This window comes from Streptomyces xylophagus (genome assembly GCF_000716435.1).
Classification (GTDB): domain Bacteria; phylum Actinomycetota; class Actinomycetes; order Streptomycetales; family Streptomycetaceae; genus Streptomyces; species Streptomyces xylophagus.
The window spans coordinates 280041-300765 of sequence record NZ_JNWO01000008.1 but is presented as its reverse complement, the minus strand read 5'-3'; the positions used below and the strand labels follow the sequence as shown (position 1 = coordinate 300765).

Annotated in this window: 21 protein-coding genes and 1 pseudogene; 11 read left to right on the top strand and 11 right to left on the bottom strand. The window is 71.2% G+C overall.

What is annotated here, in order from left to right; all coding sequences use genetic code 11:
- Positions 1 to 38 precede the first annotated feature (38 nt).
- Positions 39 to 728 carry a calcium-binding protein gene (locus tag OO70_RS21390; protein ID WP_234336897.1) on the bottom strand — a complete coding sequence of 230 codons (690 nt, stop codon included), beginning with the start codon at positions 726 to 728 and terminating at the stop codon, positions 39 to 41.
- A 135-nt stretch (positions 729 to 863) separates the two neighbouring features.
- Positions 864 to 3992, bottom strand: a complete 3129-nt coding sequence (locus OO70_RS21385; RefSeq protein ID WP_043673592.1) for a sacsin N-terminal ATP-binding-like domain-containing protein — start codon at positions 3990 to 3992, stop codon at positions 864 to 866.
- A 273-nt stretch (positions 3993 to 4265) separates the two neighbouring features.
- On the opposite strand from OO70_RS21385, the gene OO70_RS21380 reads away from it, so the two are divergent.
- Complete coding sequence (locus OO70_RS21380) at positions 4266 to 4538, top strand: hypothetical protein (RefSeq protein ID WP_051741474.1); 273 nt, start codon at positions 4266 to 4268, stop codon at positions 4536 to 4538.
- Here the strand turns inward: OO70_RS21380 and OO70_RS21375 are convergent.
- From OO70_RS21375 to OO70_RS21365, 3 genes are read right to left on the bottom strand one after another with little or no spacing between them, the layout of a single operon-like run.
- Positions 4525 to 4704 (bottom strand): DUF397 domain-containing protein, encoded by a 180-nt coding sequence (locus OO70_RS21375; RefSeq protein ID WP_043673588.1) that lies wholly within the window; start codon positions 4702 to 4704, stop codon positions 4525 to 4527. The genes OO70_RS21380 and OO70_RS21375 overlap by 14 nt on opposite strands.
- Positions 4701 to 4910: a DUF397 domain-containing protein gene (locus OO70_RS21370; RefSeq protein WP_043673585.1), complete on the bottom strand. Its 210-nt coding sequence runs from the start codon at positions 4908 to 4910 to the stop codon at positions 4701 to 4703. The genes OO70_RS21375 and OO70_RS21370 overlap by 4 nt, the downstream gene beginning before the upstream one ends.
- Positions 4907 to 5773, bottom strand: a complete 867-nt coding sequence (locus OO70_RS21365) for a helix-turn-helix domain-containing protein (RefSeq protein WP_043673581.1) — start codon at positions 5771 to 5773, stop codon at positions 4907 to 4909. Before OO70_RS21365 ends, OO70_RS21370 begins: the two co-directional genes overlap by 4 nt.
- 154 nt (positions 5774 to 5927) lie before the next feature.
- On the opposite strand from OO70_RS21365, the gene OO70_RS21360 reads away from it, so the two are divergent.
- The 3 genes and pseudogenes from OO70_RS21360 to OO70_RS21350 form a co-directional block, all read left to right on the top strand.
- Positions 5928 to 6422, top strand: coding sequence for an ATP-binding protein (locus tag OO70_RS21360; protein WP_043673578.1), 495 nt, complete (start codon positions 5928 to 5930; stop codon positions 6420 to 6422).
- Positions 6423 to 6628: 206 nt separating this feature from the next.
- A complete protein-coding gene (locus tag OO70_RS21355; RefSeq protein ID WP_043673575.1) occupies positions 6629 to 7489 on the top strand; it encodes a helix-turn-helix domain-containing protein in 861 nt (286 codons plus the stop codon).
- A 1-nt stretch (position 7490) separates the two neighbouring features.
- Positions 7491 to 7922: pseudogene (locus OO70_RS21350) on the top strand (Uma2 family endonuclease); the annotation flags it as partial.
- Between the two features lie 2 nt (positions 7923 to 7924).
- Here OO70_RS21350 and OO70_RS21345 read toward each other — a convergent pair.
- Entirely contained in the window at positions 7925 to 8851 is a 927-nt protein-coding gene (locus OO70_RS21345) for a DUF3027 domain-containing protein (RefSeq protein WP_043673572.1), read from the bottom strand.
- Between the two features lie 422 nt (positions 8852 to 9273).
- Here OO70_RS21345 and OO70_RS21340 point away from each other — a divergent pair, with 422 nt between their 5' ends.
- The 4 genes from OO70_RS21340 (at position 9274) to OO70_RS21325 (ending at position 12761) form a co-directional block, all read left to right on the top strand.
- A complete protein-coding gene (locus OO70_RS21340; RefSeq protein WP_043673569.1) occupies positions 9274 to 10698 on the top strand; it encodes an MFS transporter in 1425 nt (474 codons plus the stop codon).
- A gap of 73 nt (positions 10699 to 10771) precedes the next feature.
- Positions 10772 to 11236, top strand: coding sequence for a hypothetical protein (locus OO70_RS21335; RefSeq protein WP_043673566.1), 465 nt, complete (start codon positions 10772 to 10774; stop codon positions 11234 to 11236).
- On the top strand, positions 11206 to 11910 hold the full coding sequence (locus OO70_RS21330; RefSeq protein WP_078651487.1) for a futalosine hydrolase: 705 nt from the start codon (positions 11206 to 11208) through the stop codon (positions 11908 to 11910). Before OO70_RS21335 ends, OO70_RS21330 begins: the two co-directional genes overlap by 31 nt.
- A complete protein-coding gene (locus OO70_RS21325) occupies positions 11907 to 12761 on the top strand; it encodes a 1,4-dihydroxy-6-naphthoate synthase (protein ID WP_199827367.1) in 855 nt (284 codons plus the stop codon). Before OO70_RS21330 ends, OO70_RS21325 begins: the two co-directional genes overlap by 4 nt.
- Positions 12762 to 12810: 49 nt before the next feature.
- Here OO70_RS21325 and OO70_RS56865 read toward each other — a convergent pair whose 3' ends face one another.
- A complete protein-coding gene (locus OO70_RS56865; RefSeq protein WP_019057239.1) occupies positions 12811 to 13194 on the bottom strand; it encodes a cold-shock protein in 384 nt (127 codons plus the stop codon).
- 151 nt (positions 13195 to 13345) lie between these two features.
- On the opposite strand from OO70_RS56865, the gene OO70_RS21315 reads away from it, so the two are divergent.
- A complete protein-coding gene (locus tag OO70_RS21315) occupies positions 13346 to 13594 on the top strand; it encodes an SUR7/PalI family protein (protein ID WP_043673562.1) in 249 nt (82 codons plus the stop codon).
- On the opposite strand, the gene OO70_RS21310 is transcribed toward OO70_RS21315, so the two are convergent.
- Together OO70_RS21310 and OO70_RS21305 are read right to left on the bottom strand one after the other, a co-directional pair.
- Entirely contained in the window at positions 13573 to 14214 is a 642-nt protein-coding gene (locus OO70_RS21310) for an HAD family hydrolase (protein ID WP_043673559.1), read from the bottom strand. The genes OO70_RS21315 and OO70_RS21310 overlap by 22 nt on opposite strands.
- Before the next feature lie 47 nt (positions 14215 to 14261).
- Positions 14262 to 15275, bottom strand: a complete 1014-nt coding sequence (locus tag OO70_RS21305; protein WP_043673556.1) for a hypothetical protein — start codon at positions 15273 to 15275, stop codon at positions 14262 to 14264.
- Positions 15276 to 15474: 199 nt separating this feature from the next.
- On the opposite strand from OO70_RS21305, the gene OO70_RS21300 reads away from it, so the two are divergent.
- Positions 15475 to 18093: a helicase-associated domain-containing protein gene (locus tag OO70_RS21300; RefSeq protein WP_043673553.1), complete on the top strand. Its 2619-nt coding sequence runs from the start codon at positions 15475 to 15477 to the stop codon at positions 18091 to 18093.
- A 43-nt stretch (positions 18094 to 18136) separates the two neighbouring features.
- On the opposite strand, the gene OO70_RS21295 is transcribed toward OO70_RS21300, so the two are convergent.
- The gene (locus OO70_RS21295) at positions 18137 to 18652 is read right to left on the bottom strand and encodes an NUDIX hydrolase (protein ID WP_043673551.1); all 516 of its coding nucleotides are present in this window, start codon (positions 18650 to 18652) and stop codon (positions 18137 to 18139) included.
- Positions 18653 to 18739: 87 nt separating this feature from the next.
- Here OO70_RS21295 and OO70_RS21290 point away from each other — a divergent pair, with 87 nt between their 5' ends.
- Positions 18740 to 20383, top strand: a complete 1644-nt coding sequence (locus OO70_RS21290; protein WP_043674050.1) for a DNA repair helicase XPB — start codon at positions 18740 to 18742, stop codon at positions 20381 to 20383.
- On the opposite strand, the gene OO70_RS56070 is transcribed toward OO70_RS21290, so the two are convergent.
- Entirely contained in the window at positions 20349 to 20552 is a 204-nt protein-coding gene (locus OO70_RS56070) for a hypothetical protein (RefSeq protein ID WP_078651486.1), read from the bottom strand. The two genes, OO70_RS21290 and OO70_RS56070, sit on opposite strands and share 35 nt — an antisense overlap.
- Positions 20553 to 20725: the final 173 nt, after the last annotated feature.

The following is a 20725-nucleotide window of genomic DNA, read 5'->3' as shown; positions in this document are numbered from 1 at the left end:
GTCCCCAGGTAGAGAAGTGATCGTGTGAGCCTGTTGGCTCAGGTGATGTGATCCACGACGGGTGGTACCGTGGTCGTCAGGCTGCCGTTGGAGCTGGTCTTGATGGTCTTGACCGTGGTGTAGGTCGTGGCGCTCTTCTTGCGGAACTGCAGCTTCACCGGCTGGCCGGCGTAGCCCGCGTTCTTCAGGGTCTCCCAGTTGGCGCGGCTCAGCTTGCCCGTGACCGTGATGGTCTTGCCCTTCTTCACCGGCTCCGGGGCGGCGTTGGCCGACAGCTGGGAGGCGCGCTGGAAGTAGAAGGAGGAGGCCTTCTCCTTCCAGATGTAGTCGCCGTCCTTGGCGTCGACCCACGCGTCGACGTACCAGGTGCCCGCGTTGGCGTTGAGGAGGTAGTCGACCTTCGGGTCCACCAGCACCGAGGCGGAGCAGGTCGAGGTCGTGGCGTTGACCTTGACGCACGTCGGCTTGCTGGTCGTGAGGAAGCCGTAGCCCGGACCCGACAGCGCGAACTCGTCGGCGCCCGCGATGCCCGAGTTGTCGGTGGCCGTCACGCTGACCTTGATGCTCTTCGCGCTGGAGGTGCCCACGGTCACCTTGTTGTCGCCGTCGACGACCACCTTGGTGATCTTTGTGTCGCCCGACCCGCCGTCGGCCTGCGCGGCCGGGACCGCGACGGCGGAGAGGGCGAGGGCGCCGGAGACGGCGACGACGGTGGCACGTATGCGCATGTGTTCCCCCATGGAACGTGAACGTGATCGTGGAGCCCGGTGGCTCAGGTGATCAGATTCGCGACAGGAGGGAAGGGTTGTACAAGTCGTGGAACTTTCTTGGTTGGTTGGTGAAGATCGGCAACGCCCCGCCCACTAGTCGAACCAGCGGTCCCGCGCCAACTCCTCGGTCCGGGAGGGGTCTTCGAGCAACGCGGCCACCTCGAACCGCCGGGGCCACTGCCCCGCCGCCCAGGCGAGCCCGGCCGCGACGCCCTCCAGGGTCGAGGCGTGCAGCACCCCGTCCCTCGTCCGGCGCCAGTCGATCTCGACGCCGTCCACGACGAGTTCCTCGTGTTCGACGTAGGTCGCGGGGGTGAGCGGGCCGAGGAGGGTCCGGACGGATTCCGGTACGTCGTGCTCGGCACCCTCGGAGGTGACCTCGCCGGTGACCGACTCGCTGAGCCGGCGTACCTGGAAGAGTTCGGCCAACTCGGCTGCCCTGGAAGGCCGTACGGGGAGCAGCGGGACGCCCTCGGTGAACGGCAGCAGGTCGGGTGAGTCGACGACCACGGCGTCGGCCGCGTCCACGACCGTCACCTCGCCGTCGACGACGGCGCGCAGGTCGTCCGGGAGGGTCACCTGTTCCGGGTCCAGGTCGGCCAACGCGCCGTAAAGGGCGTGGAGTTGGCTGCCGGTGACCTCGCGGTCCGGGTCGGCGAGCCGGTCGAGGAGTTCGGCGGCGCCGCCCGGCTCGTCGAGCAGCGCGGCCACCGACGTCCGTACGCCCAGCGCCCGCAGCACCTGTTCGTCGTCGAAGCCGGTCGCGTCGGCCTCGTCGTAGAGGCCGCGCAGCAGCGGGTCCCCGCCGGCGGCCAGCAGGCCGGCCGGGCGGCGGCCGTCGAGCACCGGGTGCCCGCGCAACCACCAGGCGGTGTAAGGCCGTACGACTTCGTGCGTGCCGTCGGGCAGCAGGATGCGGACCTGCTGGGTGATCGCGTCGCGGAGGGGAGGTTGGGCGAGGAGGGCCAGTGCTTGGGGCCAGCGGTCGTCGTCGACGAGGTCGAGGTCGCGTACGGCGACGAGTTCGGTGGCTACGGGCGGTACCGGGGTGTCGGGGAAGCGGTCGAGGACGTCTTCCGACCACACGTCCACGGAGTCCAGCAGGCCGGGGTCGTCGGGTTCGGCGAAGTCGCTGTCGCGGGGCTCCAGTTCGTCCGGGTCGAGGACGACGTCGGTGGCGCGGACGAGGGCGAAGGTGGCGAGAACTCCGCAGGCGGCGAGGGGTTGTTCGCCCCAGCGCTCGGCCAACTCCGAATCCACGAAGGCGAGTTCGTCCTCCCGCATCACCTGGGCGAACGGGCTGCCGGGCAGGACCAGTTCGCCGGCGGGCGCGAGTTCGCCCTCCTCGTCGGGCAGGGCGAGGGCGCCGAGCCAGGGTTCGTCACCGGGTTCGAGATCCGCGTCCCGCACGAGAGCGAGCACCGTGTCGGCCAACTCCTCGGCGTCCGGGGCGGGTTCGTCCCATACGGCCCCGCCCTCGTCGTCGAGGGAGGCGGCCACGGCGGCCCGTACCTGGGGCGTGGTGAGGACCGCGCGGGGCGTGGCGGGCAGCGCGCCGAGCTTCTCCAGGAGGGGGTGCGCGGCGTCCGGATGGGCGACCTTGAGCCCGAGCCGGGCGAGGACTTCGGGCTCCACCTGGGCGGAGTCAGGAGTGGGGAGGAGAACCTGCCGGGGCCCGATCGTCGTCCGCCCGTCGGCCAGCGGCACGGGCAGTCCGCTGAGCCGGTCGGGGTCGACGCCCGCGAGGCTGTCGTAGAGCCGCCGCCACCAGCCGGGGTCCTTCTCCAGACCGGCCAGCCGGTCGACGGCGTCGGTGAGCGGGACCCGGGCGACGCCCAACGTCCGTAGTTCCACGCGCCGTTCGAGCCCGGCGGGGAGGAGGGTGGGCAGCACCTCGGCGAGGACCTGCACGGTGTCGGCACCGGCGCCCTCGACGACCTCGGCGTCCCGGGGTCGTAGGGACTCGGGCAGTTCGGAGTCGTCGCCCGTGGGCTCGATGGCGGGCGGCAGGAAGGAGGTACGCGGCAGCCGCTGCAGGATCGCCTGGCGCAGCGTGCCATCCAACTCCCCCTTCCCCAGGGGCCCGGGCACGAGGTCGATGATGCCGGTGGTCACCGGCCGCCAGGCGGCGAGGAGTTCGACGTACGCGTCCGCCGCGCGCTCCACGACGAAGTCGGTCAGCGGACCGGGCGCGGCATGCCGACGGGTGGTGTCGAGCGGGAGCGAAGCGATCAACAGGGCAGGCACGCCCAGGGGTTCGTCGCTGGGCGTGGGCGCGTGCACGACGGGGCTGGTGCGGGGCCGGGCCGGAGTCCCGTCGTCATCGACGGGCACGGCCCAGGTGACGGACCAGTATGGCCGCGCCCGCTCCTCGACGGGCCGGTCGGCGAGCAGTTCCTTGTCGAGCGCCCCGTGCGCGGCGGCGGTACGCCAGCGGGTGGTCCCGTCCCGGGTGTCCTCTACGACGGTGTCGGCGCCGTCGGTGTGCCGGGTGAGGATACGCGGGGCGGCCTGGTCACCGACCTCGACCACGACCTCGGCGAGCCCCGGGAGGGCGAGGAGAAGCGCATCGTCAACGGCGTTGAGAAGTCGCTCGGCGAGGTCCTCGGCGGCGGTGTCGCGCAGCGGGAGGATGACGACGGTGTCGTACGAGTCGGGGGCGGTGCCCTCGGCGGCGAACGGAAGACGGAGAAGAGGGAGGTGACCGTCGCGGCGGCGGATCTCGGTACCGAGTCCGGGGCTGTGCCGGGCGGTGTCGTCGGCGAGCGTGCGGGCTTCGGCGAGAGACCACCGGATACCACCGTGCCGCCCCACGACGGCGGGTTCATCGGTGACGGCGACAACGGCGGCGAACCCCACGCCGAATCGCCCGACGGCGCTGTCACCGGCGTCGCGCTTCGCGGAGGCGCGGAGGGTGGAGAGGGACTCGACACCGGCCGCGTCGAGCGGGGCGCCGGTGTTGGCTGCGCAGAGGACGCCGTCGCGGAGGGTGAGCCGCAGCCGCCCGGGCACGCCCGCGCGGGCGGCTGCGTCGGCGGCGTTCTGAGCGAGCTCGACGACGAGCCGGTCCCGGTACCCGCCGAGGACGAGATCCTCCTCGGCGTTGGCGTCCTCCCGGAACCGCGCCGGGCTGGTCGCCCAGGCGTCGAGCACCCCACGCCGCAGACGGGCGGTCCCGAACGGGTCGGCACCCTCGGCAGCGGGCCGCACGAACTTACTCACGTACGTTCACTCTCCTCATCGGCGTCGCGATGAAGGTACCGCGCGGAGGGGAGTGCGGTTGTCGGGGAGCGGGGTGGGGGCGGGTTTGCTCGGGGTGGGCGTCACGTGCCGGGTGCCGGGTATCCGGTGCGGGGGTGCAGGGGATCGCTGGAAGCTGGGGGTGAAACTAACCGCTGTGCAGCTTGGTGAGTGGTTGGAAATGACCCCAGTCTGTGGAGGGGTGGGGCGGGGGCTGGTCCGGGGCGGATGCGTTCGCTTCCCTAAGCTCGCTTCATGGACATTCGCGACATCGACCCCCGTGACACCACCTGGGAGCAGGACCATGCCCGGTACCGCGTCTACTTCTGGGAGGTGGCGACGGTGACGGCGTACGAATACGAGGTTCTGGGCGAGGTCGACGTCGACGAAGTCCTCACCTGGACGTCCCGGTACGCGGCCGAGCGGGGATGGGCCTACACGGTCTACGCGGCGGTGACGACGGACGGAGACGGTCCGGGACTCATCCGGCTGGCCGGCGTCCTGGGCGACCCGTTCACCGACGCGTGACGAAATCCGTCCAGGCGGAGGGGGTGAGGGTGAGGCGGGGGCCCTCGGCGTGCTTGGAGTCACGGACGTGGACCGTGCGGGGCGCTATCGCGATCTCGACACAGGAATCGCCCTGAGTGCCACCGCTGTAACTGCTCTTGAACCAGGTCAGTTCAGGCGGCGTCACGCTTCTCCCAACTGGCGCACGAAACCCGTCCACGCGGCCGGGGTGACCGCGAACCGGGGGCCCTCCACGTTCTTTGAGTCACGGATGTGGATCGTGCGGGGCGCTATCGCGATCTCGACGCAGGAGTCGCCCTCGGTGCCGTCGCTGTAGCTGCTCTTGAACCACTTCAGCTCAGAGGTTTCCCCGGCTGAGGCCTTGCGGATCATGTTTCTCCCAGCAGTTGCTCGATGAAGACGCGGGACTCCCCCGGCGTGAGAGCCTGGGCCCGGATGGTGCCATACCGCAGTTCGAGAACGCGGAGTTCCCTCGGCTCCGAAGTCGGACGACCACCGAAGGCCCCGTCGGAACGCCCCACGGCCGTGCCGTCCGCGAACTTCAGTAACTCGATCTTGCCATCCACACCGGGGTGCGCGCCGGTTTCCGTAGGCATCACCTGGAACGTGACATTGCGCAACTGCGCCACCTCCAGTAGATGTTCGAGCTGGCCACGCCTCACCATTGTGCCTCCGACGTGACGCCTCAGCGACGCCTCCTCCTGCACGAAGCTGATCGCCGGCACTGACGTCCTGCCGAAAACCGTCTGCCGCGCCATCCGCAAGGCCACCAAACGCTCGATCTCCGCGTCCGGATAGGGCGGCTGCCGCGCCTCGAACAGCGCCCGCGCGTGTTCAGGTGTCTGGAGCAGCCCGTGGATGCTGAGCCCGACGTAGACCCCGATCTCCACCGCACTCGCCTCCAGCTCGGCGATCTTGCGCAGCTTCTTGGGGTACCGGACCTTGGCCACGTCCTCTTTCATCGCCGAGATCAGTCCGCGCGCACCCAACACCTCGTCGGACTTGTCCAGATACTCGGGCCGAGGAATCCGCTTCCCGCCCTCGATCTTGTAGACCAGGTCCTCGCCGTACCCCACCGCCACCGCGAAGTCGGCGGCCCGCATCCCCACCGCTTCTCGCCTCAGCCTCAACTGCCGCCCGACCGTCGCGAGGACCGCCAACCCCCACTCGTCATCGGGGTCGACCTCCCAACCCGGCTCGTCCGCCTCGCTGTTGGATCCCGCTTCCTCAGACATCCCCCGCCCTCCGTCGTACGACCGTGCCGCGACGCCCCCTACCCGCACGCACCGTCCCGACAGCCCGGACACGACCGGACAAGCTCCGGACAGTCACCCTACGCATCGGCAACGTCACTGTTCACGGTAAGCACACACGGCCACGCTGAGTGACGTGATCCAAGAATCCACCGCCACCGAACCCCAACTCGACAACCCCATCCGCAACTTCACGGTGCAGTTGTCCCCCACCCCCCGCGGCGCCCGCCTCGCCCGTCTCCTGGCCACCGAACAACTCCGCGCCTGGGCACTCCCGTTGGACCCGGCCCGCCAACTCGTCGCCGAACTCGCCTCCAACGCCGCCACGCACAGTCGCGTACCGGGCCGGGACTTCAGACTCACCCTCTACGTCGTCGGCGGCACCCTGCGCATCGAGGTCACCGACACCCGGGGCGACCGCCCACCGCGCCCCCAAGACCCCACGCCGGACGCGGAGTCGGGCCGAGGCCTGCTGATCCTTGACGCGCTCGCCGACCGCTGGGGCTGGGCCCCGGGACCGCACCCTCGCAAGACGGTCTGGGCGGAACTTCACCTCGTAGCGGAGCCACCGAACTCCAGAAACCCGAACTCCGGTACAAGTGGCGCCCTTTCCCAAGAACCACGACGGTGAAAGAACCCCCACCAAGCCCCACCCCACCCTCCCGGCAGCACAGCCCGCCGATCGCCCATCTGGGTGAACATCGCCAACTGGGCTGGATTCCGAGCGGGTTGCGTGATCTACGCTCAGCGCACACAACCGCAGACATACGACGGCCCTCGCCGGGACTGGCATCCCAAGGCGAGGGCCTGACCACCAAGGAAGTAGACCCCTTCCCGATGGATACGCACGACATTAGCGCGCCCCCGCGCGCCCAGTCCCGGCACACCGCCGACAAACACCCGAACCAGCGGCACAGCAGGTCCGGTGGGCTGACTCACGACAACGCCCGCCACACCACCCGCTTCACGGTGATCGGCAACCACCTCGCCCAGCACCCGGAGCTGTCGGGTCTGGCGATCGGCCTCGGCGTCCACATCCAGTCGCTCCCGGCAGGAGCCCGCGTCGACATCAAGTCGCTGGCGGCCCGTTTCCCGGAGGGCACGACCCGAATCGCCGCCGCGCTACGGGAGTTGGAGACCCACGGCTACCTGCGCCGCGAACGCCACCGCGTGCCCGACGGCCGCATCGTCACCCGCACGATCTCCTGCAACCAGCCCGGCAGCCGCCGTAGGGACAGCCACGCGGCCCCCAGAGCGGCCAGGCCAGTCAAAGCCGCGCCCCGCAAGGCGCTGCCGCCCGTACCGCGCCCGGCCTACCCCTCCCCCACGCTCATCCAGCAGGCCACGGACCTCCTCGCAGACCTCCGCCGCCAAGACCCCCGCCTGCTCCTGTCGGCCTGCGACACGGCCCACCTGGCCCCGGGCGTCGCGGCCTGGCTGGAGCGAGAGGTCACCCCGACGGCCGTACGCCACACCCTGACCACAGACCTGCCACCCGACCCCCTACGCCGCCCCGCAGCCCTCCTGTCCCACCGCCTGACGGCCCAACTCCCGCCCCCACCACCGTTCCGGGCCCCGACACCACCACCAGCGGTACGGCACCCGCTCCAGAACTGCGACGCCTGCGACCGCGCCTTCCGCTCGCCCACCCCAGGACGCTGCCACGACTGCCGAACCGATCTCCCGGAGGCCGCCTAGCATGACGGCGGGCATCAGTCCGCACGAGCTGACCACGCTGCATCTCCGCAAACGCCTGGAGAAGGTCATGCCGGACGAGCTGGTCGCTCATACGGGTGCACCAGATGTGGAAGCCGAAGGCATCATGCGCCACCCCGACGTAATGGTGATCGCGCGGGCGGACATGGACGTGCCGGGCTCGTTCGACCCGCGCACTTTGATCGCCGCCATCGAAATCGTCTCCCGCCCCAACCCGGACAACGACTGGGTCAGCAAGATGCGCGACTATCCCCTGATCGGGATCCCCATCTACGCCGTCTTCGACCCACGCACCGGTACCGGAGCCGTCCTCACCGACATCCACGCCACCCCCGACGGCCCCCGCTACGCCACCCGCAAGGACTTCGTCTACGGCGAGGACGTCACCATCGCCGACTGGACGATCCCCGCGCAACGCTACGAGTGCCCCAACTCCGCAGATTCCTCGTCCGCCCCTACCGAAACCGACCCCGAATCCGCCGCAGGCCGCAGCGGGAACGGGTCCACCATCGTCTCGTCGATCACCGGTGCCGGCGGCTGGGGCGGTTTGGGCATGATGGCCGCTTCCGAGTGGCCGCCGCAGCCGTAGGCCAAGGACACGACGTGGCCGTCCGCCGGGGAGAACTCGTTCGCGCAGACGCCGAACGCCTGGCCTAGGGAGCCGCCGATCGCGACCAGGAAGCCGCAGCTGACGCAGGCCGCCGGAGCCGCCTGGGCCATCGGGGTCTTGGGGCCGAAGCCGTCCTCCCAGCGGTCGGCGGCGACGTGGAGGCCGTAGCGGGAGAGGACTCGGGCGCGGCGGATGCCCAGTTCCTCCGCCACCGCGGCGATCGAGCCTCGGGTCGGCACGACAGGCAGAGCCGACGGCGCGCCCGCCGTCACCTCCGCGTCCTCCGCCTCCACCAGTTCCGCCATCTCCTCGGAGACCGCGGAGTTCGGCGGGGGCTCGTCCTCGCCCGTGTAGCCGGGCTCCAGACGGAGGTCCTCCGCGTCGGTGGGGAGCAGGTCGCCGGGGCCCATGTCGCCGGGGCGGAGGCGTTCGCTCCACGGGACCCATTCGGGGGCCAGGAGCGAGTCGGGGCCCGGCAACAACACAACCTCGTCCAGGGTCACCAGCTTCGCGCGGGACGCCCTCGCGACCGTCACCGCCCAGCGCCAGCCCCGGTAGCCGAACTCCTTGCACTCGAAGAAGTGCGTGACCACACGGTCGCCCTCGGATTCGAAGCCCGCGTGCTCGCCGACCACGCCGGGCGCGGCGGCCTCCTCGGCTGCGGCACGGGCGAGGTCGACGGCCTCGGCGCACAGGCGGTCGGGGGTGCGGCTTCGCGTGGTCGCTGCGCTCACAGGTATCGCTTCTCTCCTACGCCGTCTCACGGGTGCGCCTGGTGTGGCGAAGGGAGCGGACGGAGCGGCTGAAAGACATGTACCAGGCCCTTGGGGGCACTGGTGGAGGGCCGCGTCGACGTCCGCGCCCGATCGCGCTCGGGCACGCCTACACCATCCATTCTGCGGGATGGCCGAGAGGCGCGCGGCCGAGAACAATCGCCACGGCGCGCTACGCACGCTACCTTCTCCCGCGCCATGCGCCCACACCGACGGCCCCTTGGGCGCCGCGTCGCGGTCAAACAGAGACCTGGACACAGCCATCCGGAGACCTGTGCAACGGCCGGCCGGATACCTGTGCAACGACCCAGAATCCGCCCCCGTACGCCTCCATACGCGCGGTAACCGCACTACTCGCGGCTTTCTCGGGGCACTATGACGGGGTGGCAGCCGCGAGGTCGCCCCAGGGTGCCACCGGACTCGGTGGCGCGAAGGGGAACATCCGAGGTGGCGGTTCGGGCCGGGTCGGCGGTTCCGTCCGCGCGATGGGTCGTGCCCTGCACTTCCCCGTGACCGGTACCGCCCGGGGTATCCGCAAGGCGACCCACGCGCACGGCGCGGGCGAGTCGGGCCTCGGCAGACTGATCGAGCTGCACGCGGTGAACGGCGCCGGCGACGTCATGATCACCGTCGCCCTCGCGTCGACCGTCTTCTTCTCCGTGCCGACCGATGAGGCGCGGGGGCGGGTCGCCCTGTATCTCGCGATCACCATGGCGCCTTTCACGGTTCTCGCGCCGGTGATCGGGCCCCTTCTCGACAAGCTTCCGCACGGGCGCCGCGCCGCGATGGCCGCCGCGATGCTGGCCCGTGCCCTCCTCGCGCTGATCATCTCCGGCGCGGTCGCCAGCGGCAGCCTGGAGCTGTATCCGGCGGCTCTGGGCGCCCTGGTCGCCTCGAAGGCGTACGGCGTCGTCAGAAGTGCCGTGGTGCCCCGGCTGCTGCCACCGCGTATCTCCCTGGTGAAGGCGAATTCGCGCGTCACCCTCGCCGGGCTTCTCGCCACCGGCGTGGCCGCCCCGATCGCCGGCGGGCTGCACGCAATCGGCGATCCCTGGCCGCTCTACGGCGCCTTCGTGATCTTCGTCGCGGGTACGGTCCTGTGTTTCTTCCTGGACCCCAAGGTCGACTCGGCCAAGGGCGAGGACACGGCGCTGCTCGCGGCCGACGAGAACCACCTCCACGGCCCGCATCCCAAGGAGGTCAAGCGTCCGGGGCTGCGCACGGTCGGCATCGCCGTCACCCACGCGCTCGGCGCCAACGCGGCCCTGCGCTGGCTGTCGGGCTTCCTCACCTTCTTCCTCGCGTTCCTGCTCCGCGAGCATCCGATGACCGGACAGAGCGCGGCCGTGTCGCTCGGCATAGTCGCCGTCTCGGCGGGCGTGGGCAACGCCTGCGGTACGGCGGTCGGGTCCTGGCTGCGGCAGCGGGCGCCGGAGCTCATCATCGTGACGGTGATGGCGGTCGTGCTGGGCGCGGCGATCACGGCGGCGATCTTCTTCGGCGCGGCCCTGGTGGCCTGCCTCGCGGCCGCCGCCGGCTTCTGCCAGGCACTCGCCAAACTGTCCCTGGACGCGCTGATCCAGCGGGACGTGCCCGAGCTGGTGCGCACCTCGGCGTTCGCGCGCTCCGAGACGATGCTCCAGATGGCCTGGGTGCTGGGCGGCGCGATCGGCATCGTGATGCCCCTGAACGGCGCCCTCGGCTTCACCCTCGCCGCCGGAGTCATCGCCCTGGGCTGGCTGACCACCCTGCGCGGCCTGCTCGCCTCGGCCCGCCACGGGGGCAACGGGCGCCCGCGAGTGGCCTAACCCGCACCACCCGGCCCGGCACGCCGTACCCCACGTGGGGGGAGTACTGGACGGGCCCGATAACCTTCGCCCCATGACCATGCAATCCGCTGTGCGACGCCGCCGCGCCGTCGCCGCCGCCGGCGCCGTTTCCGCCGGACTGCTCGTCCTGTCGGCGTGCGACAAGCCGACGCCGATCGCGACGATCACCGTCGGGAGGAACTCGGTCCACACGGAGGCCACCTGCTACAACGACGGCGACGCGGTGAAGACCGCCGAGCTGACGAAGTGCCTCAAGGCCTCCACGTCGATCTCGGTCGACCCGGACGAGACCGTGCGCTTCGGTGTCGACCCGAAGATCGCCGACAACAGCTGGACGATCCTGATGAACGGTCAGCCGCTGACCGACTCCAGCAAGAAGACCTACCGCACGATCCCCGGCAGCGTGTTCTTCAACACTCAGTACGGCGCGACCGGCAACTCGACCGTCGTCTCCATCAAGGAGGGCGACAAGACGGTCAAGGGCCTGTGGTCCTTCAAGTTCAAGAAGGACTCCTGACCACGTCTGCCGCTACGCCGTCCTCCGTACGGATTCTCGTCGCCACCGCCGTCCCCGCCGAACGGGACGCGGTGGCACGGGCGTTCACGGGCGACACCCTGTGCACGGTTGATGTCATCGCCGCCGGGGTGGGCCCGGCCGCCGCTGCCGCCGCCACCGCCACGGCCCTCGCCCGCACCCCCTACGGCCTCGTCGTCTCGGCCGGTATCGCCGGTGGTTTCCAGCCCGAGGCGCCCGTCGGTTCCCTCGTGATCGCCGACGAGATCACCGTCGCCGACCTGGGCGCGGAGACAGCGGACGGCTTCCTGCCGGTCACCGAGCTCGGCTTCGGCACCGTCACCCACCGTCCGCCGAGTGCACTCGTACGAGACCTCGCGGCCGCGACCGGCGCCCGCACCGGCGTCGTACTCACCGTCTCCACGGTGACCGGAACGGCCGCCCGCGCCACGGAACTTCGCGCCCGCCACCCCCGGGCCCTCGCGGAGGCGATGGAAGGCTTCGGCGTCGCCGAGGCCGCCGCCGCCCACGGTGTCCCCGTCCTGGAACTGCGCGCGGTCTCCAACCCCGTCGGCCCCCGCGACCGCGCCGCCTGGCGCATCGGCGACGCGCTCGCGGCCCTGACGGAGGGATTCGGGAAGTGCGCGCCCGTACTGGAGAGTTGGAAACAGGTATGACCTCATCGACCGAGCCTTTGCAGATCGCCTACTCCCCCTGCCCGAACGACACGTTCGTCTTCGACGCGTGGGCCCACGGCCGGGTGCCGGGCGCGCCCGCGCTCGACGTGACCTTCGCGGACATCGACATCACCAACGGCATGGCCGAGCGCGGTGAGTTGGATGTACTGAAGGTGTCGTACGCCGTGCTGCCGTACGTTCTAGACGAGTACGCGCTGCTGCCCTGCGGGGGTGCGCTGGGGCGGGGTTGCGGGCCGCTGATCCTCACCCGGGACGCCGACGTGGACCTCACGGGTCGTACGGTCGCCGTGCCGAGCGAGCGGTCGACGGCGTATCTGCTGTTCCGGCTGTGGGCCGCGGACACGATCCCGGGCGGGGTGGGCGAGATCGTCGTCATGCCGTTCCACGAGATCATGCCGGCCGTGCGGGACGGGAAGGTCGACGCGGGGCTCGTCATCCACGAGGCGCGCTTCACGTACCAGAACTACGGGCTGCACAAGCTCGCGGACATGGGCGAGCACTGGGAGGCCACCACCGGGCTGCCGATCCCGCTGGGCGCGATCATCGCCAAGCGGTCGTTGGGCGCGGACACGTTGACCCTGCTCGCCGACTCCGTCCGTACGTCCGTCCGCGCCGCCTGGGACGACCCCGAGGCCTCCCGCCCGTACGTCATGGCCCACGCCCAGGAGATGGACCCGTCCGTCGCCGACCAGCACATCGGTCTGTACGTCAACGAGTTCACGGCGGACCTCGGGGAGGACGGGTATGCGGCGATCCGGGGGTTGCTCACACGCGCGGCGGCCGAGGGGCTGGTGCCGCCCCTCGGCCCGAACTCGCTGGAATTTCCCTAGGTCCCGCTGAGCTTCCTGGTCCTCAAGATCCGCTGGATCTCCCGGATATCTACACGTCCAACTGGTCCGCCACCGCCCGCAACAGGCCCGCGATCTTCGCGCCCGCGGGCTTGTCGGGATAGCGGCCGCGTTCCAGCATGGGCGTGATGTTCTCGAGGAGGGTCGTCAAGTCCTGGACGATGGAGGCCAGTTCGTCCGGCTTCTTGCGCTGGGCCGCCGCGACCGACGGGGTCGGGTCGAGCAGGGTCACCGAGAGGGCCTGGTCGCCGCGCTGACCGGCGACGACCCCGAACTCGACGCGCTGTCCGGGCTTCAGGGCATCAACTCCGGCGGGCAGAACCGAGGAATGGACGAAGACGTCACCGCCGTCGTCACGGGAGAGAAAGCCGAAGCCCTTCTCGCTGTTGAACCACTTGACCTTGCCGGTAGGCACGTCTGTCCTCGTCCTCGTACTCGTCGGAAAACTGCTCTGGATAACACACCGGCGGGTCGTCGGGACCCGCCGGTACCAAGGCTAATGGTCTTCAGGCCGGTGACAAGACGTCGCCGGGTTGTTCCTTTGCGCAGGGAACTACCCTGGTCCAGTGCGTGACAAAACCCAAACGAATTCCGCCGTGGCCGGTGACCGACTGATCCGTGCCGGTGCCATCGTCTTCTTCGTCGGCGCGGTGGCCACACTCGTCACCGTGGTACCGCTGTTGCTCCACACGACGCCTTTTCCGACGTACATGTACCTCTTGAGCATGCTCATGGGCGTCGGATTCCTGCTCGCCGCCGCGGGCGTGCTCCAGTCGGTCGCCGCGGGGCGTCGTCAGGCGCGCGCCACGAGGTAGTCCGAAAGCCATCGCGGGAACTCGGTGAGATCGCCGAGCACGACGTCCGCGCCGGCCGCGCGCAACTCGTCCGCGTCGCACGGCCCGGTCGCCACCGCGACCGACAGGGCATCGGCGCTGCGGGCGCCGCGTACGTCGCCGACGTGATCGCCGACGTAGACGCTCGCGCCCTCCTCGCGCAGTGCCTCCGCCTTCTGCTCGGCCCACAGGTCGCCGATCACGGCGTCGGCGTCGATGCCGAGATGCGCGAGATGCAGCTTCGCGTTGGGCTCGTACTTCGCGGTCACCACGATCGCCCGGCCGCCGGCCGCCCGTACCGCCTCGACCGCCTCGGGGGCGCCGGGCATCGCGGGGGTCGCGGCGACGGCGATCGACGGGTACATCTCGCGGTACAGGTCGGCCACCGCGGGCACCTCGTCCGCCGGGAACCAGTTGATCAACTCGTCGGCGAGCGGCGGCCCGAGCCGGGTGATCGCCAGATCGGCGTCGATGTACGTCCCCGTCCGCTCCGCCAGCGCCAGCATGGCGGCGTGGATACCGGGCCGGGAGTCGATGAGGGTCATGTCGAGATCGAAGCCGACGGTCAGGGCGGGCGCGGAGTACGAAGTCATATGGGCCATTGTGCCCAGTGCCTACGACAATCCCACCGGGCCCTCGACCGCGGTCGTCACCGCTGCCGCTGCGACCGCCACACCAGAAACAGCGCCGACGCCACGGCCGCGCCCCGCACCACCCACGGCCAGGTCTCCGCGATCGCGTCGTTCATGTGGCCCTGCGCGATGGGGGTGCCCCAGCGGCCGGTGTTCCTGCCCCACAGCCAGACGATCCCGGCGACGACGGCGGTCGTCGGCAGGCCGATCACCGCCGCCTTCGTCTCCGCGTCGCTCAGCCGCCGCGAGGCGTACGCGATCAGCCAACCGAGCAGCAGCGCGAACCAGTTGCCGAGTACGGCGCCCACGACGAGCAGCGCGGCTGCGATCAGGAGGAGGGGGTTGGACCAGCGTCCGGCGGGGAGACGGGGGACCATGCGGCGCCGGCGGGCGGGGGCTTCGGGCGCCTGCGGTGCCTCGGGGGTGGTCACCGGTGCCTGCTCGGCCACCGGCTCCGGCGCCTCGGGCGATTCCTTCGGTGTCTCCTTCGGAGTCTCTTTCGGCGGCGGAGGCTTGAGGAGTTCGGGGATCTCGACCCCGCCGGTGAACCCGGGCACGCTGTCGCCGAGCGCGAATCCGTTGCCGCCCTCCGTCCGCCACCAGTCGGGCTGCACGACACTGGCGCCGAGTTCGGACGCGCTCGCGAGGTGCGGTGGGGAGGGGGAGTCGTCGGGTTCGGGTGCGGCCCGGGTGGGGCGCGGACGCGGCAGCGGTACGACCCGGCGCAGGCCCTTCGGCCGTAGATCGTCCTCGTGGTCGCGTTGTACGGGCACGGAGGGGGTCGGTGCCTGGGGGACGCCGGCGCCGGTGCCGGCCGCGGCGACGATCTCGTCCGGGCTGCCGAGGCCCTTGAGGATGCGCTGGACGGCGGCGGGGGTGTCGGCGGTGGCACCGGCCCGCCGCCGGTCGATCTCGTTGCGCAGCTCGGACACGAGCCGCATCCGTGTGACCGAGGGCAACTGCCGCTGCTGCGCGACATCACCGACTCGGCTCAGATACTCGTAGACGACCTGGTCGCTCTCGATACCCACGAAGTCCCCTCCGGGGCGGGTGCGTTGGATACCCCGCCGGAACGACGGTAGCGCAGGTGGAGTGTCGTGTCGGCGCGCGCATCAGGGGTCACGGGGGCTCCGGGCGGGGGCGACACCCTGCGCACGCGGGCTGTCGCGGTCCGCTCACCGGAGGGCGGCCGACACCGGCCCGACCCCCGTACCCGCTACCGTGGGTCGGATGAGCACCCCGGCCACGCCGCCCCGTTCGCTCGCGGAGGCACTCCGAACCAGGGACGACGTCTCCCTCGCCGCGCTGCTGCGCAGCCGTCCCGACCTCATCACGCCCGTGCCCACCGACCTCACGCAGCTCGCCACCCGGGCCGGTACGCGGGCGTCGGTCGTGCGGGCGCTGGAGCGGCTGGACCGTTTCACGCTGCAGACGGCGGAGGCGCTGGCCGTGGCGGCGGACCCGGCGCGGTACGACGAGCTGCTGGGGCTCATGGCGGGCGACGCGCGCGACCCGGCCGTCGTCGACGCGTTGCCCCGCGCCGTCGCGGCCCTGCGCGAGCAGGCGCTGGTGTGGGGTGCGGACGACCGGCTGCGGCTGGTGCGTACGGCGCGCGAGCTGCTGGCGCCGTCGCCGCAGCATCCGTCGCCGACCGGCCTCGGGCCCACGGTCGCGGAGGCCACGGCGGGCATGTCGCCGGGCCGTATCCAGGAGATCGTGACGGCTGCCGGACTGCCCTCCACCCATGACTCGGTGTCCGCGGTGGCCGCGCTCACCAAGCTGTTCACCGGCCGGAGGCGGATGAAGGCACTGCTCGCCGGCGCCCCCGAGGAGTCCCTGGAGGTGCTGAACCGGCTGGTCTGGGGGCCGCCGTACGGGCAGGTCACCGCCGACCCCGCGGCCCGGCTGCGCTGGCTCATCGACCGGGGGCTGCTGCTGCCGACGGCGCCCGGCACGGTCGTACTCCCCCGCGAAGTGGCCCTGCACCTGCGGGCCGGGCGGGCGCACCGCGCGACGGAGCCGGTGGCGCCGGCCGTCGAGACGAAGGTGACGCACCGTCCACAGGTTGTGGACGAGGCGGCGGCCGGGCAGGCGTACACGGCGCTCGCGACGGTCGAGGAGCTGCTGAAGGACTGGGACGAGGGCGGGCCCACAGTGCTCCGGGCCGGCGGCCTGAGCGTCCGGGACCTGAAGCGGACCGCCGTCGCCCTGGACGTCGCGGAGCCCGTCGCCGCGTTCTGGGTCGAACTCGCCTACGCGGCGGGCCTGTTGGCCTCCGACGGCGACGCCGACGAACGGTACGCGGCGACCCCGGCCTACGACGAGTGGCTGGAACAACCCGCCGCACAGCGCTGGGCACGGCTCGCGGAGACCTGGCTGACGGCGACCCGGACGTCGGGGCTGGTCGGCGGGCGCGACACGAAGGAGCGAACGTTGTCGGCGCTGGGGCCCGGTCTCGATCGCTCGGCCGCCCCGGAAGTACGACACCGGGTGCTCGGGCTGCTCGCCGGGCTGCACGTGGGCGCCGCGCCGTCCGCCGAGTCGGTGCTGGCGCGGTTGCGGTGGGAGCGGCCGTTGCGGGGGGCGGGGGGTGCGCAGCGGAGTGCGCAGGAGGGGACGCAGGGAAGTACGCAGGGGGACGACGACCTGCGCAGTCGCCTCGCCCGGTGGACGCTGAACGAGGCGGAGATGTTGGGGGTGACGGGGCGGGGGGCCTTGTCGGCGCAGGGGCGGGCGTTGTTGGGGGCAGGGAAGGGCTCGGCGGCGGGTGCCGTGGTGGAGGGCAGGCTCGCGACGACCGGCGGCTCCGGTACGTCGAGCTCCTCGGGCCCCGGCGACAGACTCCCCGTCCACCACCACAACGCCCGCCCACCCACACCCACTCTCCCCGAGCCCCTCTCCCCCGCCGAACAGTCCATGGCCAGTGCCGCCGCCGCCCGGCTGCTCGCACCGCTGCTCCCCGAGCCGTTGGACCACGTGCTGCTCCAGGCGGACCTGACGGCGGTGGCCCCCGGCCCGCTGCAACGGCCGTTGGCGGACATGCTGGACGTGCTCGCGGACGTGGAGTCCAAGGGCGGTGCGACGGTGTACCGCTTCACGCCGGGCTCGGTGCGCCGCGCGCTGGACGCGGGGCGTTCGGCCTCCGACCTGCACGACTTCCTCACCGCGCACTCCCGTACGCCGGTCCCGCAGCCCCTCGCCTACCTGATCGACGACGTGGCCCGCCGGCACGGCCATCTGCGGATCGGCGCGGCCTCGGCGTACGTGCGCTGCGACGACGACGCGGTGCTCAGCGAGATCCTGGCCGACAAACGGTCCGCGGGCCTGCGCCTGCGCCGCCTCGCGCCGACCGTGCTGGCCGCCCAGGCCGACCCGGCGGCACTCCTCGACGGCCTGCGCGCGATGGGCTTCGCCCCGGCCGCCGAGTCCGCCGACGGCGATGTCGTCATCACCCGCGCCCACGCCCACCGCACCCCGCCCCGCACGGCCCCGGAACCGGTACCGGACGGCCCGCCGACCCCGGACACGACGCTCCTGTCGGCCGCGATCCGCGCGATCAGGGCGGGCGACCGCGCCTCCACGACCCCGCTCAAGACGACCCCTTCGCCGACCGGTGAACTCCCCCGCACCAGTTCCGCCGAGACCCTCGCCACCATGCAGGCCGCCGTCCTCACCGGCGACACCCTCTGGATCGGCTACGTCAACGCCGAGGGCTCCGCCAGCCAGCGCGTCATCGCCCCCATCCGCGTCGAGGGCGGCTTCGTCACCGCGTACGACCACACGGCGGACGAGGTACGGACGTATCCGCTGCACCGGGTGACGGGGGTGGCGGAGTTGGCGGAGGGGTAGATCCTAAAAAAGTGTGTCACTTTCGCCGGAAGTGACACACTTTTCACGGAAGGGTGTCGGCCCGGACCGCCTCGCCCCGGCTCAGATAGCGGTCCAGTGCCTCCAGCGAGTCCGCCACGAACGTCGGGCGCCCGGCCATCTCCCGCAACTCGCCCTCCGTGACCCACGCGTGCCAGGCGATCTCGTCCGGGTCGGGGGTGATGTCCGTGCGGACGACCGCTTCGTGGACGCCCATCCAGTACGGGCTGATCTCGCCCCGGCACAGGTACTTGAACGCGAACCGGACCGGCACCACCACCCCGAGTTCCTCGGTGAGTTCACGGGCCGCCGCCTCCTCGTAGGACTCCCCGACCTCCGCGGCGCCGCCGACCAGGAAGTTGTACTGCCCCGGGAAGCGGGACATGTCCGCCGCCCGCCGGTGCACCAGGACGCGGCCCTCCGCATCCCGGCAGACGGTCGTGGCGACGCGGTGCAGCCAGTGCCGCGCGATGGCCTCGCCCCGGTCCACGGTCCCGACCACCCGGTCCTGCTCGTCCACCCGATCCACGAGTTCGCCCATGGGCCCACCCTCGCAGAGCGCACGCCGTGATCATCGGCCGGTAGTGCACACTTGACGTTTGGCCGTACGGAAGGGATGTGTACGTACGTGAATGGCCCCCTCATCGTCCAGTCCGACAAGACCCTGCTCCTCGAGGTCGACCACGAGCGAGCCGACGACTGCCGGCGCGCCATCGCGCCGTTCGCCGAGCTGGAGCGGGCGCCCGAGCACATCCACACGTATCGGGTGACGCCGCTGGGGCTGTGGAACGCGCGGGCCGCCGGGCACGACGCCGAGCAGGTCGTGGACGCGCTCGTGGAGTACAGCCGGTATCCCGTGCCGCACGCGCTGCTCGTGGACATCGCCGAGACCATGGACCGGTACGGCCGGCTGACCCTCTCCAAACACCCCGCGCACGGGCTCGTTCTCACCACGACCGACCGGCCCGTCCTCGAAGAGATCCTGCGGTCGAAGCGGGTCGCTCCGCTCGTCGGCAACCGGCTCGACCCCGACACCGTGGCCGTGCACCCCTCCGAGCGCGGGCAGATCAAGCAGGTGCTGCTGAAGCTGGGCTGGCCGGCCGAGGACCTCGCCGGGTACGTCGACGGTGAGGCGCACCCGATCGAGCTGGACGAGGACGGGTGGGCGCTGCGCCCCTACCAGAAGCAGGCCGTGGAGAACTTCTGGCACGGTGGCAGTGGTGTCGTCGTCCTGCCGTGTGGGGCCGGGAAGACGCTGGTCGGCGCCGGGGCCATGGCGCAGGCCAAGTCGACCACGCTCATCCTCGTCACCAACACCGTCTCCGCCCGGCAGTGGAAGCACGAGCTGGTGAAGCGGACCTCGCTGACCGAGGAGGAGATCGGCGAGTACAGCGGGACCCGGAAGGAGATCCGGCCCGTCACCATCGCCACCTACCAGGTGCTGACCACGCGGCGGAAGGGGATCTACCCCCACCTGGAGCTCTTCGACTCCCGCGACTGGGGGCTCATCCTCTACGACGAGGTGCACCTGCTGCCCGCGCCCGTCTTCAAGTTCACCGCCGACCTCCAGGCACGGCGGCGGCTCGGGCTGACCGCGACCCTCGTGCGCGAGGACGGCCGGGAGTCGGACGTGTTCTCCCTCATCGGGCCGAAGCGGTTCGACGCTCCATGGAAGGAGATCGAGGCGCAGGGCTACATCGCGCCCGCCGACTGTGTCGAGGTGCGCGTCAATCTCACGGACTCGGAGCGGCTCGCGTACGCCACCGCCGAGACCGAGGAGAAGTACCGCTTCTGTGCGACCACCGCCACGAAGCGGAAGGTCACGGAGGCGATCGTGCGCCGGTTCGCCGGTCAGCAGATCCTCGTCATCGGGCAGTACATCGACCAACTCGACGAGCTGGGCGAGCACTTGAACGCGCCCGTGATCAAGGGCGAGACCTCCAACGCCCAGCGGGAGAAGCTCTTCGGCGCCTTCCGCGAGGGCGAGATCAGCGTGCTCGTCGTGTCCAAGGTCGCCAACTTCTCCATCGACCTGCCGGAGGCGACCGTCGCGATCCAGGTCTCCGGCACGTTCGGCTCCCGCCAGGAGGAGGCACAACGCCTCGGACGGGTACTGCGGCCGAAGGCCGACGGCCACAAGGCCCACTTCTACTCCGTCGTCGCCCGCGACACGATCGACCAGGACTTCGCCGCCCACCGCCAGCGCTTCCTGGCGGAACAGGGGTACGCGTACCGGATCATGGACGCGGACGAGATCCTCGCGGAGAACTGAGAGCTTCTTCGCCGTACTCTCCGAGGACGACCACGCTGAACGCGGCGCCCGCGAAGACTTTTATGGCGCGAAGTGCGTCACCGAGTCGGTGGTGGTGGCTGCCGGTGGCCGGTGTCGCGCCGGTCGGCCGGACGGGGGCGGGGGTGGGGTGAAGCGTTGCTGCGCTCATGACTCCATGGTGCGTCTTGGGACATAAGGTCGGCATCGGTCTGGAGAGCCAACCTCCGAGCCGCCCGTGTACGCCTCCGGGCTGACCCGCTCCCCTCCTGGGTGGAGGGGTCGTCCCCTAGGGGATGAAAAACCATTCGCCTCCCCCGCTCCCCCTGACCTAGAATCTCCGCT